Annotated in this window: 13 protein-coding genes; 2 read left to right on the forward strand and 11 right to left on the reverse strand. The window is 60.7% G+C overall.

Annotation, left to right across the window (positions count from 1 at the left end; translation table 11 throughout):
* Positions 1-8: 8 nt before the first annotated feature.
* Complete coding sequence (locus PH603_RS15915) at positions 9-2,009, forward strand: alpha/beta hydrolase family protein (protein ID WP_289503745.1); 2,001 nt, start codon at positions 9-11, stop codon at positions 2,007-2,009.
* Positions 2,010-2,049: 40 nt separating this feature from the next.
* On the opposite strand, the gene PH603_RS15920 is transcribed toward PH603_RS15915, so the two are convergent.
* The 3 genes from PH603_RS15920 to PH603_RS15930 all read right to left on the reverse strand — a co-directional run bounded on the left by PH603_RS15920 (position 2,050) and on the right by PH603_RS15930 (position 4,770).
* Positions 2,050-3,285 (reverse strand): methyl-accepting chemotaxis protein, encoded by a 1,236-nt coding sequence (locus tag PH603_RS15920; protein WP_289503746.1) that lies wholly within the window; start codon positions 3,283-3,285, stop codon positions 2,050-2,052.
* A gap of 6 nt (positions 3,286-3,291) precedes the next feature.
* Entirely contained in the window at positions 3,292-3,822 is a 531-nt protein-coding gene (locus PH603_RS15925; RefSeq protein WP_289503747.1) for a PAS domain-containing protein, read from the reverse strand.
* A 78-nt stretch (positions 3,823-3,900) separates the two neighbouring features.
* On the reverse strand, positions 3,901-4,770 hold the full coding sequence (locus PH603_RS15930; protein ID WP_289503748.1) for an HpcH/HpaI aldolase/citrate lyase family protein: 870 nt from the start codon (positions 4,768-4,770) through the stop codon (positions 3,901-3,903).
* A 162-nt stretch (positions 4,771-4,932) separates the two neighbouring features.
* Here PH603_RS15930 and PH603_RS15935 point away from each other — a divergent pair, with 162 nt between their 5' ends.
* A complete protein-coding gene (locus PH603_RS15935) occupies positions 4,933-6,141 on the forward strand; it encodes a sensor histidine kinase (RefSeq protein WP_289503749.1) in 1,209 nt (402 codons plus the stop codon).
* Positions 6,142-6,193: 52 nt separating this feature from the next.
* Here the strand turns inward: PH603_RS15935 and PH603_RS15940 are convergent, their stop codons facing one another.
* The 8 genes from PH603_RS15940 to rpsP all read right to left on the reverse strand — a co-directional run bounded on the left by PH603_RS15940 (position 6,194) and on the right by rpsP (position 12,896).
* Positions 6,194-7,219 carry an aspartate-semialdehyde dehydrogenase gene (locus PH603_RS15940; protein ID WP_289503750.1) on the reverse strand — a complete coding sequence of 342 codons (1,026 nt, stop codon included), beginning with the start codon at positions 7,217-7,219 and terminating at the stop codon, positions 6,194-6,196.
* Positions 7,220-7,254: 35 nt separating this feature from the next.
* The gene (gene leuB / locus PH603_RS15945; RefSeq protein WP_289503751.1) at positions 7,255-8,346 is read right to left on the reverse strand and encodes a 3-isopropylmalate dehydrogenase; all 1,092 of its coding nucleotides are present in this window, start codon (positions 8,344-8,346) and stop codon (positions 7,255-7,257) included.
* Positions 8,346-8,957: a 3-isopropylmalate dehydratase small subunit gene (gene leuD / locus PH603_RS15950; RefSeq protein ID WP_289503752.1), complete on the reverse strand. Its 612-nt coding sequence runs from the start codon at positions 8,955-8,957 to the stop codon at positions 8,346-8,348. The genes leuB and leuD overlap by 1 nt, the downstream gene beginning before the upstream one ends.
* Before the next feature lie 17 nt (positions 8,958-8,974).
* Complete coding sequence (leuC, locus tag PH603_RS15955) at positions 8,975-10,375, reverse strand: 3-isopropylmalate dehydratase large subunit (protein WP_289503753.1); 1,401 nt, start codon at positions 10,373-10,375, stop codon at positions 8,975-8,977.
* Positions 10,376-10,650: 275 nt separating this feature from the next.
* Positions 10,651-11,019: a 50S ribosomal protein L19 gene (gene rplS / locus PH603_RS15960; protein WP_289503754.1), complete on the reverse strand. Its 369-nt coding sequence runs from the start codon at positions 11,017-11,019 to the stop codon at positions 10,651-10,653.
* Between the two features lie 3 nt (positions 11,020-11,022).
* A complete protein-coding gene (gene trmD / locus PH603_RS15965) occupies positions 11,023-11,745 on the reverse strand; it encodes a tRNA (guanosine(37)-N1)-methyltransferase TrmD (RefSeq protein ID WP_289503755.1) in 723 nt (240 codons plus the stop codon).
* Entirely contained in the window at positions 11,742-12,362 is a 621-nt protein-coding gene (rimM, locus tag PH603_RS15970) for a ribosome maturation factor RimM (RefSeq protein ID WP_289503756.1), read from the reverse strand. Before rimM ends, trmD begins: the two co-directional genes overlap by 4 nt.
* 87 nt (positions 12,363-12,449) lie before the next feature.
* On the reverse strand, positions 12,450-12,896 hold the full coding sequence (gene rpsP / locus PH603_RS15975) for a 30S ribosomal protein S16 (protein WP_289503757.1): 447 nt from the start codon (positions 12,894-12,896) through the stop codon (positions 12,450-12,452).
* Positions 12,897-12,971: the final 75 nt, after the last annotated feature.

The following is a 12,971-nucleotide window of genomic DNA, read 5'->3' on the forward strand; positions in this document are numbered from 1 at the left end:
GAGACTTTATGAAATTCTCAACTGCCTTTCTCGGCACATTCGCCAGAACCACCTGCATCGCAGCTCTCCTCACGGGGGTTGCACAGGCTGCCGTAGCCGACACGCCGCCAGCCCTGATCCCGGTTGAACGCTTCGCCGAGCTGCCCTCTGCCCAGCATTTCAACCTTTCGCCGGGCGGCGATTATGTCGCCTATGTCTCGCCCATCAACGGGCGCCAGCATGTGTTCATGCATCCGATCGGCGACACAAGCCCTGAAACGCTCGTTGTCCTGCCGCCGATCGATCAGGGCCGGATCACCGCCGACATTTCCTGGATCGACTGGGCCAACAATGAAACGCTCCTCATTGCCTATCGCTTCACCGACCGCATTCGCGGCGAAGAATTTACCCGCACCGACATGTTCAGCCTGAACCGCAAGAAGGGTTCAAAATTCATGAGCATGGCGCGCCCCAGCAAACGGGAGAAGGACGAAGGCCTCACGTCGTCACGCGCCCAGTTCAAGGACCGGGTGATCGACATGCTGCCCGATGACCCCGAGCATATCCTGACCACCCTCGACCCCGAGATGAACGGCAAATACGAAATCCGCAAGGTGAAGGTGAAGAACGGCCAGTTCAGCGTGGTCAGCGATGGCATGCACGGCATCCAGCAATGGATGACCGACGAGAACCACGAGCCCCGCATCGGCTGGGGCTACGACCGCACCGAATTCCATATCGTTTACAAGGACCCGGATACCGACCGCCTCGGCGATATTCAGGATTCGGGCATGATGGCGAGCGGCGAGATCGAGCTGCTCTCCTTCACCCAGGATCCCAAGGTTGCCTATGCCCTGCATCTGCAGGAAGACGGCAACCACACGCTTGTCACCTACAACATCCCCTCGGGGCAAATCGTCGAAACCCTTTTTGCGCCCGAAGAAGGTGATGTGACCGGCCTGAAGCGCGATCCCGAAACCGACGCCGTCATCGGCTATCGCTATAACGGCCCTGACGGCGGGCGCGTTCATTATATCGACAAGCAGATCGCCGGCCTGAAGACCAGCATCGACAAGCTGCTGCCGGACGGATTGAACGAGATCACCGATATCGTGCGCAGCCAGAAGATGTTCCTGATCCTGCACAGCAGTGTGCGTGATCCCGGCAGCTATTATCTTCTGGACCTGAAATCGAAGCAGCTGTCGCCGATCACCCGCACCCGGAATATCGATCCGGCAACGCTGACCGATATCGAGGTGCAGAAGATCGCCGCCCGTGACGGGCTGGAGTTTGAGGTGCTGGTCACCAAACCGGCCGGTAGCGAGGCAAAGAATCTGCCGATGGTGGTTTTCCCCCATGGTGGACCACATTCCCGCAGCTCCATCTCCTTCCACTATATGGCGCAGTTCATGGCAAACCGTGGCTATGTCGTACTGCAGCCGAACTTCCGGGGCTCCACCGGGTACGGTGATGCCTTCGTGGAAGCCGGCTACAATGAATGGGGCCGCAAAATGCAGGAAGATGTGACCGACGCGACCAAGTGGGCAATCGAACAGGGGCTGGCCGATCCGAAGCGCATCTGCATCGCTGGCGGTTCCTACGGCGGTTATGCTGCCCTCATGGGTGCGATCACCGAGCCTGATCTATATGCCTGCGCGATCAGCTTCAACGGAGTGGCCGATATTCCCCGCATGATCGAGGCCGACAAGGGCTTCATTGGCGGGAAATTCCGGGTGAAGAAAATCATCCCCGAAGGGATGAAGAAGGAAGACATCTCGCCAGTGCACCGCGCCGCCGAGATCAAGGCCCCGATCCTGCTCATTCACGCCAAGGATGATCCGGTCGTACCGTTCGACCATGGCCGCGCCATGAACAGCAAGCTGAAAAGCCTGCAAAAGTCGGTCGAGTTCGTAGAAATGGATTCCGGTGACCATCATCTGGAATCCGCAGAAGCGCGCCTCGCGACGCTCAACGCGATGGAAGCTTTCCTCGCCCGTCACATCGGCGCGGGAACTGCGGCGGGGCGCTGAGCCCCACCGGTCATCTGATATCGAAAATCCGCGCGGTGCCTCAGGCGCCGCGCAGGTCTTTCAGGAAGGTCTCGACCCGGTCGCTGAGCGTTTCTGCTTCGGCCGACAGGCTTTCCGCCGCCTCACCGACTTCGCTGGCACCACGCTCGGTTTTCGCCGAGGCCGTGCTCACGCTTGCCACGTTCCGGGAAACATCCTGCGTGCCTTCGGCCGCTTCGCGGACATTGTTCGAAATCTCGCCAGCAACGACCGTTTGTTCGTCGACCGCGCTCGCGATGGTGCGGGCACTGGTGCCCACGTTGGCGATGCGGGTATCGATGGTGCGGATGGCTTCGGCGGTCTCATCCGATGCGGTTTGCATCGCGGCCACTTCGGCGGTGATTTCCATCGTCGCCTGTGCCGTCTGGTTCGCAAGGTTCTTCACCTCGTTCGCCACAACGGCAAAGCCCTTGCCGGCCTCGCCTGCCCGCGCGGCCTCAATCGTGGCGTTGAGGGCCAATAGGTTGGTCTGGTCCGCAATCTTGCGGATGAAGGTCAGCACACCACCGATCTTTTCAGCCGCCACCGCCAGCCGGGTCACGGCCTCGGTCGCAACGCGCGACGCGGTCACGGCCTGTTCGGCGGCGCCGTTTGTCTCGGCGACCTGACGGTTGATTTCGGTGATCGAGCCTGAAAGCTGCTCGGTTGCCTCTGCCACCGTCTGCACATTGGCGGACGCCTGTTCGGAAGCCGCCGCCATCGAAACGGCAAGGCCGCTCGTTGTCTGCGCATCTTCTTTCAGGGCGCTCGCCGTCGCATCCAGCTGGGCGACAGACGCCTTGAGCGTGGAGACAACCCCCATCACATGGGAGTGGAATTCCTGCGCCAGCGCCTCGCGGCGGGCATGTTCGTCCGCTTCCATCTGCTGCATGCGGGCCGATGCCCGGTTGATGATGGCCGCCCCCCGGCCAAACGCGCCGCGCATGCCGGTGGTCAGGAATTTGCGGTGGTAACGGCCTTCAACCGCAGCATCAAGGGCCGCCGCACTTTCACGCACATAGGCGTCCGTCAGGTCGAGCATATGGTTGAGATCGCGCAGAACTTCGGAATGAGCGCCGTGGCTTTGCCAGCCAATGATGCGGGCTTCGCTGTCACCATCCCGGAAGCGGCCAGAGACGGCAGCAATCGCGTTGAAGGCTTTTTCATAGCCCGCGAGCTTGTCCTCAAGATCACGCACATAGGCCGGATCATATTTCGGGGCGCTTGCAGCAGCCTTGTCTTTCAGAAAACCGAACATCTTCTTCTACTCCTGCAGCGACCAGACGAATTCGTCGTAGGTGAGGCCGGCATCCTTCAGCGTCTTCACGAGCAGCGCTTCACCAGCAGCAAGCCCTGCCTTGGGGTCAGCATGGCGTTTTTCTTCTGCCAGCAGCGCTTCATAGATTTTCGAAATCTGCGCGACGGCCTGTTTCGACGGCACCCGGCGATTGGAATGGTAACCGATGATCTCGCCGCTTTGGTCGAGCGTCGGGGTCACATGGGCAAACACCCAGTAATAGCCACCATCCTTGGCGATGTTTTTCACATAGGCGAAAATCTCGCGCTTCGATTTCAGCGTTTCCCAGAGCAGCTTGAACACTGTCCGCGGCATGTCGGGATGGCGGATCAGGCTGTGCGGCTTGCCGACCATCTCGTCTTCGCGGAAGCCGGAGATCTTGCAGAAGATGTCGTTGGCATAGGTGATCCAGCCGCGCGTGTCGGTTTTGGATACGATGATTTCATCATTGCCGAAGCGATGCTCGACATTGGTCGGCTGGATAGGATGGTGGTCCATCGAATGTTCCCCAAAAACATTGCCGGGTATGTGCAGAATCACAGAACGGGCGGGAGCCAGCATCCTGCACACGAGTGGTTAACGCGGGGTTACACCAGCAAGCCCGCCGCGTGCAAGAACGCGTCGCGCTTCTTCCACATGCAGGGCTTCAATCATGCGACCATTATGCACCGCAACGCCCTTGCCTTCCACTGATGCGCGCTCGAAAATTTCGACCAGTTCTTTGGCTGCCTGAAGCTCCTCGGGCGAGGGCGCGTAGGCCGCGAGGACGAGCGGGATTTGGGCCGGGTGGATGAGCGACTTGCCATCAAAGCCGAACTCAAGCGCCTGCCGGCATTCAGCGGAAAAGCCTGTTTCATCGCGGAAATCGGCATAAACCGCATCGATCACGCCAATACCGGCGGCGCGCGCCGCCATCACAACCTGCCCCATGGCATAAAGAAGCGGCGCCCGCCCGGCCACGTGCCGCGCCCGCAATTCCTTCACCAGATCATTGGCGCCAAGGATCAGTCCGGCGAGCCGCGGCGAGGCCGCCGCAATGGCGCCAGCGGCCAGAACACCCTTCGGTGTTTCGATCATCGCCCACACGCGGGCGGGCGACTGTGCGACATCAAGTCGCACCGTCAGATCGGCCATCGCCGCCGCCGCTTCCACCTTCGGCACGACAAGATGTTCGACCCCTGCCTCGATCGCCGCCGCGAGGTCTTCGCCACCCCACGGTGTATCCAGCGCATTGATGCGGATCGCCACCATCCGGTCGCCGAACCCGCCTTCACGGACTGCCGCCACCGCCTGATCGCGGGCCATCGCCTTGGCGTCGGGGCTTACAGCATCCTCAAGGTCAAGAATGATGGCGTCCGCTGACAGTCCCCGTGCCTTCTCGATCGCGCGTGCGTTAGAAGCGGGCATGAAAAGGGGCGCGACCGGGATTCTCGTTTCAGGTGTCATAGTTGCAATTTTCCGCATTCATCAGGTTGAATATTGCTAATTCTTTGGAATTACTGGATCAACCATCTCTGATTGAATTTTTTCTTGTAGGCATTTCTACTGATCTGAACGATACTTGGGCCATACATGGATGACAGAATCATATGAATTCCGGCGTATTTCATGACCTTCATCGCCCCGATCAGCAGCAACAGGGAAACGGGTGACAGCTTGGTTGCCTCCTTACCAGACCTTGGCGGCATGAGCTATATGACAGCAGCCCTTGGCGTCGTCGGCAAGGCTCTTGATGCGCGCCTTGTGGCGCTGATGCCCCCTGCCCGCGCCGCCGATGAACTGGCCGTCAGCCTTGCGGCTGTTGACCGTGATGGCACCGCAGACCCGGTCAAGTTCCGCACCCTGCCGAAGGAAGCCGATTGCCGCTACATGGTGACGGCAGAAAAGCTCGCCACATGGGACGCCGTCGACAGCGCCTATCTTTCGCTTGAAGACGCCGACCATCAGTCGCTCGGGTATGTCATCGCGCTGACTGCCAAGCCGGCCACCAACGAGATGCTCGTGGCGGCGGTGAAGTCTCTCGGTCTGCGTTTCATCGAGGAAGTCCGCCAGCTGGAGCAGCTCTCCCGGCTTGAGCTTGCCTTGCAGAACGAGCGGTTCACCAACCAAGCCAAATCGATCTTCATGGCCAATATCAGCCGCGAGATCCGCAATCCCTTGAGCGCCATCATCGGCTACGCCAGCCTGTTGAAGAACCGCGAGTTGCCGCCCGAGGAAATCCAGGAATTCGCGCTCGAGATTTCGCAAACAGGCGAGCAGCTGCTGGCCTTGATCAGCGACATTCTGGACCTTTCCACCCTCGATCTTTCAAGTGGTGTCGCCAAGCAGGAAAGCTTTGACTTGGGCGAGGTTGCCCGCGCCGCACGGCGCATCATGCTGGAGCAGGCCGCATCCCGGCACCTCGAATTCCCCGGCAGCGAACGCGGCGAGCCCCTGTGGGCGCTCGGCGACATGGAAATGACCCGCAAGGCCGTGCTGGTGCTGGTGTCGAACGCCATCAAATATACCAACAAGGGCGAGATCAGGATCGACCTTGAAGAACGCCCCGGTGGCGAGGTGGCCCTCATTGTCCGCGATACCGGTATCGGCATGACACCCGATGAACTGAAGCAGGTGAGCAAGCCCATTGGCGCGCTGGACACCGCCTATAGCGTGCACAGCGATGGCTCCGGCCTCGGCCTGCCCCTGAGCTTCCTGTTCGCCGAACGGCAAGGGGCGCGCATCGCGATCGATAGCGAAAAAGGTGTCGGCACATCAGCCGCGATCATCTTCCAGCCGGGCAAGCCACCCTCATCCGGCGAAGACAGTTTCATCTGATAAAAAAGGGGGCCAAATGGCCCCCTTCTCGTAAAATCAGTTTCAGCGCCGCTTATGCAGCAGCCTTCAGGAGGCCCTGGTTGATCAGGCTCTCGGCGATCTGCACGGCATTGAGCGCGGCACCTTTGCGAAGGTTATCCGACACGACCCACATATTGAGGCCGTTCTTCACCGTCGGGTCCTTGCGGATGCGCGAGATGAAGGTCGCATAGTCGCCAACGCATTCAACGGGGGTGATGTAGCCGCCGTCTTCGCGCTTGTCGATCACGAGGCAACCCGGTGCTTCGCGCAGGATATTGCGGGCCTGCGTATCGGTGAGCGGGTTTTCGAACTCGATATTGATCGATTCCGAGTGGCCGACGAACACCGGCACGCGCACGCAGGTCGCCGTCACCTCGATATCGGGGTCCAGCATCTTGTGCGTTTCGGCAACCATCTTCCATTCTTCCTTGGTGGAGCCGTCCTCAAGGAAAACATCGATGTGCGGGATCACGTTGAAGGCGATCTGCTTCGAGAATTTCTCGCGCTTGATTTCGTCATTCACGAAAATCGCCCGCGTCTGCGTGAACAGCTCGTCCATCGCCTCGTTGCCCGCACCCGAAACCGACTGGTAGGTCGACACGACAACGCGCTTGATCTTGGCGGCGTCATGCAGGGGCTTCAACGCCACCAGCATCTGCGCGGTCGAGCAGTTGGGGTTGGCGATGATGTTCTTCTTCTTGTAGCCGGCCAGCGCCTGCGGGTTCACTTCCGGCACCACGAGCGGAACGTCGGGGTCCATGCGGAAGTGGGAGCTGTTGTCGATGACGATGGCGCCGGCAGCGGCTGCCTTCGGGCCATATTCTTTCGAAACCGAGCCACCAGCCGAGAAGAGCGCGATGTCGACGCCTTTGAAATCGAAGGTATCAAGTGCGACCACCTTCAGTTCCTTGTCGCCATAGCCCACAGTCTGGCCAATCGATTTTCGCGACGCAATGGCAATAATCTCGGTGGCCGGGAACTCCCGCTCCGCCAGGATATTCATCATTTCGCGCCCGACATTGCCGGTTGCGCCTACGACTGCGACACGAAAACCCATTTTAATTCTCCATATTGGGTCGTTTGGGAAGTTGTTCAGTTCTTCTGAAGCTCTGCGAGGATGGCATCGCCCATGCCGGTGGTGCCGACACGGGTCATGCCGCCCGACATGATATCGCCAGTGCGGAAGCCCGCATTGAGGGCGCCGTCCACGGCTTTCTCGATCCGGTCTGCGGCTTCACCGAGGCCGAGCGAATAGCGCAGCGCCATCGCCATCGAAAGGATCATGGCGATGGGATTGGCCACGCCCTTGCCCGCGATATCGGGGGCCGAACCGTGCACGGGCTCATAGAGCCCCGGACCACCGTCACCGAGCGACGCCGACGGCAGCATGCCGAGCGAGCCGGTGAGCATCGCGGCGGCGTCCGAAAGGATATCGCCGAAAAGGTTATCGGTGAGGATGATGTCATATTGCTTGGGCGCGCGAACCAGCTGCATGGCGCAGTTATCGGCCAGCACATGCTCCAGCGCCACGTCAGGGTATTCGGCATCACGAAGTTTGGTGACTTCCTCGCGCCACAGCACACCCGATTCCATCACGTTCGCCTTGTCGGCAGATGCCACACGGCTGCCGCGCTTGCGGGCCATTTCGAATGCCACGCGAGCCACGCGGATGATCTCTTTGTCGGTATAGCGCTGGGTGTTGATCCCCACCCGGCCACCTTCAGGCAGGTCTTCGATGCCGCGGGGGTTACCGAAGTACACGCCGCTCGAAAGCTCCCGCACGAAAAGGATATCGAGGCCCGCGACCAGATCACGCTTCAGACTCGAAGCATCCGCGAGCGCATCGAAACAGATTGCCGAGCGCAGGTTGGCGAACACATCCAGTTCCTTGCGGAGCTTCAGGAGACCGGCTTCCGGGCGCTTGTCGTAAGCGACCTTGCCGTCCCACTGCGGACCACCGACCGAACCCATGACAACCGCGTCCGATGCCTTTGCCTTGGCAAGCGTTTCGTCCGCCAGCGGTACGCCGTATTTCTCGTACGCGCAGCCACCGATCAGATCTTCGGATACATTGAAGGTAACGCCGTATTCAGCCGCTGCCCAATCGAGCACGCGCTTGGCTTCGGTCATGATTTCAGGGCCGATACCATCGCCGGGCAACAGGAGAAGGTTGAAACTCGTCATCAGGCATTCCCTCCAAACAGCCAGGGCGTCATCGCGGCCTGTTTGGCCTCATAGGACTTGATCGCCGGGCTTGCTGCCAGCGTCTGGCCGATTTCATCCAGCCCCTCAAGCAGCATTTTCTTGTGCACCGGGTTAAATTCAAACGTGTAGCGGGCATTGCCTGCCGTCACCGACTGGTCCTCAAGATCCACCGTGATTGCCACGCCGCCTTCAGCCGCCAGCACAAGGGCATCGATTTCTTCCTGTTTCAGCGTCACGGTCAGGATGCCGTTCTTCACGCAGTTGCCGGCGAAAATGTCGGCAAAGCCCGGTGCCAGAACGGTGCGGAAGCCCATGTCGGCAAGCGCCCACGGCGCATGCTCGCGGCTCGATCCGCAGCCGAAATTGCGGCCTGCTATCAGGATTTCCGAACCTGCATATTTCGGGCTGTCGAACACGTTATCCGCAATGTGGGTGCCATCCGCCCGGTAGCGCACGGTTTCAAACGCATGCTTGCCGAGGCCCGACCGCGTGATCGTTTTCAGGTGCTTGGCCGGGACGATAATATCCGTATCCACATTCATCCGCGGGAAGGGAACAGCCTTGGCGGTGACTTTGGTGAAAGCGCGCATGGGTCTTCTCCTTTCCCTTAAAACTTGCGGACGTCGACGAAGTGGCCGGCGATGCCTGCCGCCGCCGCCATCGCGGGGCTGACAAGATGCGTGCGTGCGCCCGGCCCCTGACGACCCACAAAGTTGCGGTTCGAGGTGGAAGCCACGCGCTCGCCCGGCCCTGCCTTGTCCGGGTTCATGCCAAGGCACATGCTGCAGCCCGGATCGCGCCACTGGAAGCCGGCATCCGTGAACACACGATCAAGGCCTTCGGCCTCGGCCTGTTCCTTCACAAGGCCCGAACCCGGCACCACGATCGCCTCGATAACATGGCCCGCCACCTTGCGGCCCTTGATGACGGCAGCGGCAGCGCGCAGATCTTCGATCCGGCTGTTGGTGCAGGAACCGATGAACACGCGGTCCACCTTCACGTCGGTCATGGGCTGGCCTTCGCTGAGGCCCATGTAAGCGAGCGCCTTTTCAGCGGCGTCGCGCTTGTTTTCGTCCTCGAAGCTCGCGAGCGTCGGCACCGCACCCGTCACCGGCACCACGTCCTCGGGGCTCGTGCCCCAGGTGACAAGCGGCACGATTTCCGAGCCATCAACCGTCACTTCACGGTCAAACACGGCACCCGCGTCAGACTTCAGCCCGCGCCAGAAGGCAACCGCCTTGTCCCACGCTTCACCCTTGGGCGACATCGGACGGCCGTTCAGATAATCGAACGTCTTGTCATCCGGCGCCACAAGGCCTGCACGCGCGCCAGCCTCGATCGCCATGTTACAGACGGTCATCCGGCCTTCCATCGACAGGGCTTCCATCACGGGGCCTGCATATTCGATCACATGGCCGGTGCCGCCGTTGGTGCCGATCTTGCCGATGATGGCGAGTGCCACGTCCTTCGCCGTGCAGCCGGCGGGCAGCGTGCCCGTGACCGTGACGCGCATGTTGGCGGCTTTCTTCAGCAGCAGCGTTTGCGTGGCAAGCACATGCTCGACCTCGCTAGTCCCGATCCCGAAGGCGAGCGCGCCGAAGGCACCATGCGTGGAGGTGTGGCTGTCACCGCACACGAGTGTGACGCCCGGCAGCGTGAAGCCCTGCTCCGGCCCGATCACATGGACGATGCCCTGCCGGCGATCATCCATGGGGATATAGTTCAGCCCGAACTCCTTGGCGTTGGCATCAAGGGCCGCGAGCTGCGCCGCCGACATTTCATCGGGGTTCGGCAGGTCACGGTCTTTCGTCGGCACGTTATGGTCGGGCACGGCAAGGATGCTGTCGATGCTGTGCACGCCGCGGCCAGCCGCGCGCAGGCCGTCGAAAGCCTGCGGGCTTGTCACTTCATGCACTAGATGGCGATCGATATAGATTAGTGCGACGCCCTCGCCCCGGTCTTCAACACGGTGCAGGTCCCAGATCTTGTCATACAGCGTCGTCGCCATCTTCTATCTTCCTCAAACAGTTGTCGGCCCCGTTCAGGCACCCGCTTGTGGGTGTCCGGCTGGCCCTCGCCTATTGAAAGGGATCAGGCCCCTGAAGGCCCGCCCCGGCTTCATATCCGCCCCGGCAACCAAGCGCAACAAAAAATCGCCGGAACACTGATTGTTGAAATTTATGGAAAGTTTCCAGTTTCAACAATCCAAACAAAAAGGCCGCCCGGTGGGGCGGCCTTTTGCAGTTCTTGCCTCGGAAACCGGGGGCGCCCCGGCCCCTCGCGTTACTTCGTATAGTCGCGCTTCTCGGTAATACGAGCAGCCTTACCACGAAGGTTACGGAGGTAGTAAAGTTTCGCGCGGCGCACTTTACCGCGACGAACCACGGTGATGCCGGCAACGGTCGGGCCATAGAGCGGGAATACGCGCTCGACGCCTTCGCCGTAGGAAATCTTGCGAACGGTGAAGTTCGACGAAATGCCTTTGTTCGAACGGGCAATCACAACGCCTTCGTAAGCCTGGATACGCTCGCGGGTACCCTCGACCACTTTCACGTCAACGCGTACGGTGTCACCAGCCTGGAAGTCCGGGATGGTTTTGCCGTCGGTGAGCTTGGCGATTTGTTCTGCTTCGAGCTTCTGAATGATATTCATGGTTTAGTCCTTTGCTTCTTTCTTGCCCCGGACATAGGACGACCACAAATCGGGCCGACGTAACCTGGTCAGTTCTTCACTTTGTTGTCGCCGCCACTCGGCGATTTTCTTGTGGTGCCCACTGGTGAGCACCTCCGGGATTTCCCGGCCTTCCCAGACCACCGGCCTGGTATAGTGCGGATACTCAAGGAGCCCGCACTCGAAACTTTCTTCATGCAGCGTTTCGGCTGCACCCATCACACCGGGCAGCAACCGCACCACCGCATCCAGCATGGCAATCGCCGCCGGCTCGCCGCCCGAGAGGATGAAATCGCCAAGGCTGATTTCTTCCACACCACGGGCTTCCAGCACGCGCTGGTCAACGCCCTCGAAGCGACCGCAGATCAGCGTCACCCCGCCGGCATCCTTCCAGCGCACCGCCTCATTCTGGTCGAAGCGGCGGCCGCGAGGGCTGAGATAAAGGAGCGGCCATTGAGGCGCTGCTTCAGCCCGGGCCGCATCGATCGCCATGCCCAGAATATCGGCGCGGAGCACCATACCGGGGCCGCCACCAGCTGGGGTGTCGTCCACGGAGCGGTGCTTATCGCTCGAAAAGTCCCGGATGTCCAGCGTTTTCAGCGCCCATTTGCCCTCATCCAGACCCTTGCCTGCAAGGGACTGGCCAAGGGTTCCCGGAAACATATCCGGGTAGAGGGTCAGGAGCTGTGCGGTGAACATCGGATTCATGCGTCGTCCCCGTCCCCGCCCTCTTCGGATTCCGGCGCAAAGCCGCCTTCTTTCATGGCTTCCACCCAGTCGGCGAAGGCGATGACGAGGCGGCTGCCCTTGATGTCCACCACAGGTACGAAGACCTTGCGGAAGGGCACGAACGCGAAGCGACCGATGCCCTCGACGGGCGCTTTCAGTACGATCTCGACCAGATCTTCGGCGCCGAAGTTTTCAACGGCGCGCACAAAACCGATCTCGGTGCCACCCTCGTCCTCGGCCGTGAGGCCAATGAGGTCGGCGAGGTAAAATTCGTCTTCGTCGGCGAGGTCATCGAGTGCCTCGCGCGGCACGAACAGCTTGCGGCCCTTCAGCGCCATCGCGTCTTCGCGGGTCTTCACCCCGTCGACCGTGACAACGAAACCGTCGTCTTTGTCGTCGCGCTTCTTTTTCAGCTTCACAAGCGGGCCGTTGGCGCCGCGATGCAAGGCCTTGAAGGCGAAAAGGTCGGTCGGGTTTTCGGTGAAGGCGCGAACCTTGATATCGCCGTGCACACCGTGGGCGGGGCCAAAGGCACCCACACAGACCCAGCCTTCTTCAAGGCCCTGGTTGCGGCGTTCGGTTGAACCGTTGGACATGGCGATCAGATCCCAAAGGGGGCCACAAACACATCATGCCGGGGCTGGCCCGGCATGATGGTATTCAGTCGGAAGTCGCGAAAAGCCTCAGGCTTCGGTCGCTTCTTCAGCAGCAGCTTCAGCAGCCGGAGCTTCTTCAGCGGCAGCTTCTTCAACAGCCGGAGCGGCAGCAGCAGCGGCAGCAGCTTCAGCGGCGTCAGCGATCTTCTGGGCTTTCTCTTCAGCGCGCTCGACAGCTTTCTGGCCCGGCTTGCCCTTGTTCGGGTTGTTGCGGGTCTTGCCTTCGACGAGGCCGGCTTTTTCGAGGAGGCGAGCAACGCGGTCGGTCGGCTGGGCGCCTTTCGACAGCCAGTGCTGGATGCGCTCGGTCACGAACTGGGCGCGCTGGTCGCTGTCTTTCGGGAGCATCGGGTTGTAGGTGCCGACTTTCTCGATGAACTTGCCATCGCGCGAGGCACGGCTGTCAGCCACAACAACGCGGTAGTAAGGACGCTTCTTCGCGCCACCACGGGCGAGACGGATTGCAATTGCCATTTTGGTCTTCCTTTCAAAGTGCCGTCCTTTTTCCTGATAATTATGGACGGCGGGTCGTTAGGTTACTGGTCTCTC

This window comes from Gimibacter soli (assembly GCF_028463845.1).
In the GTDB taxonomy this organism is placed as follows: Bacteria; Pseudomonadota; Alphaproteobacteria; order Sphingomonadales; family Kordiimonadaceae; genus Gimibacter; species Gimibacter soli.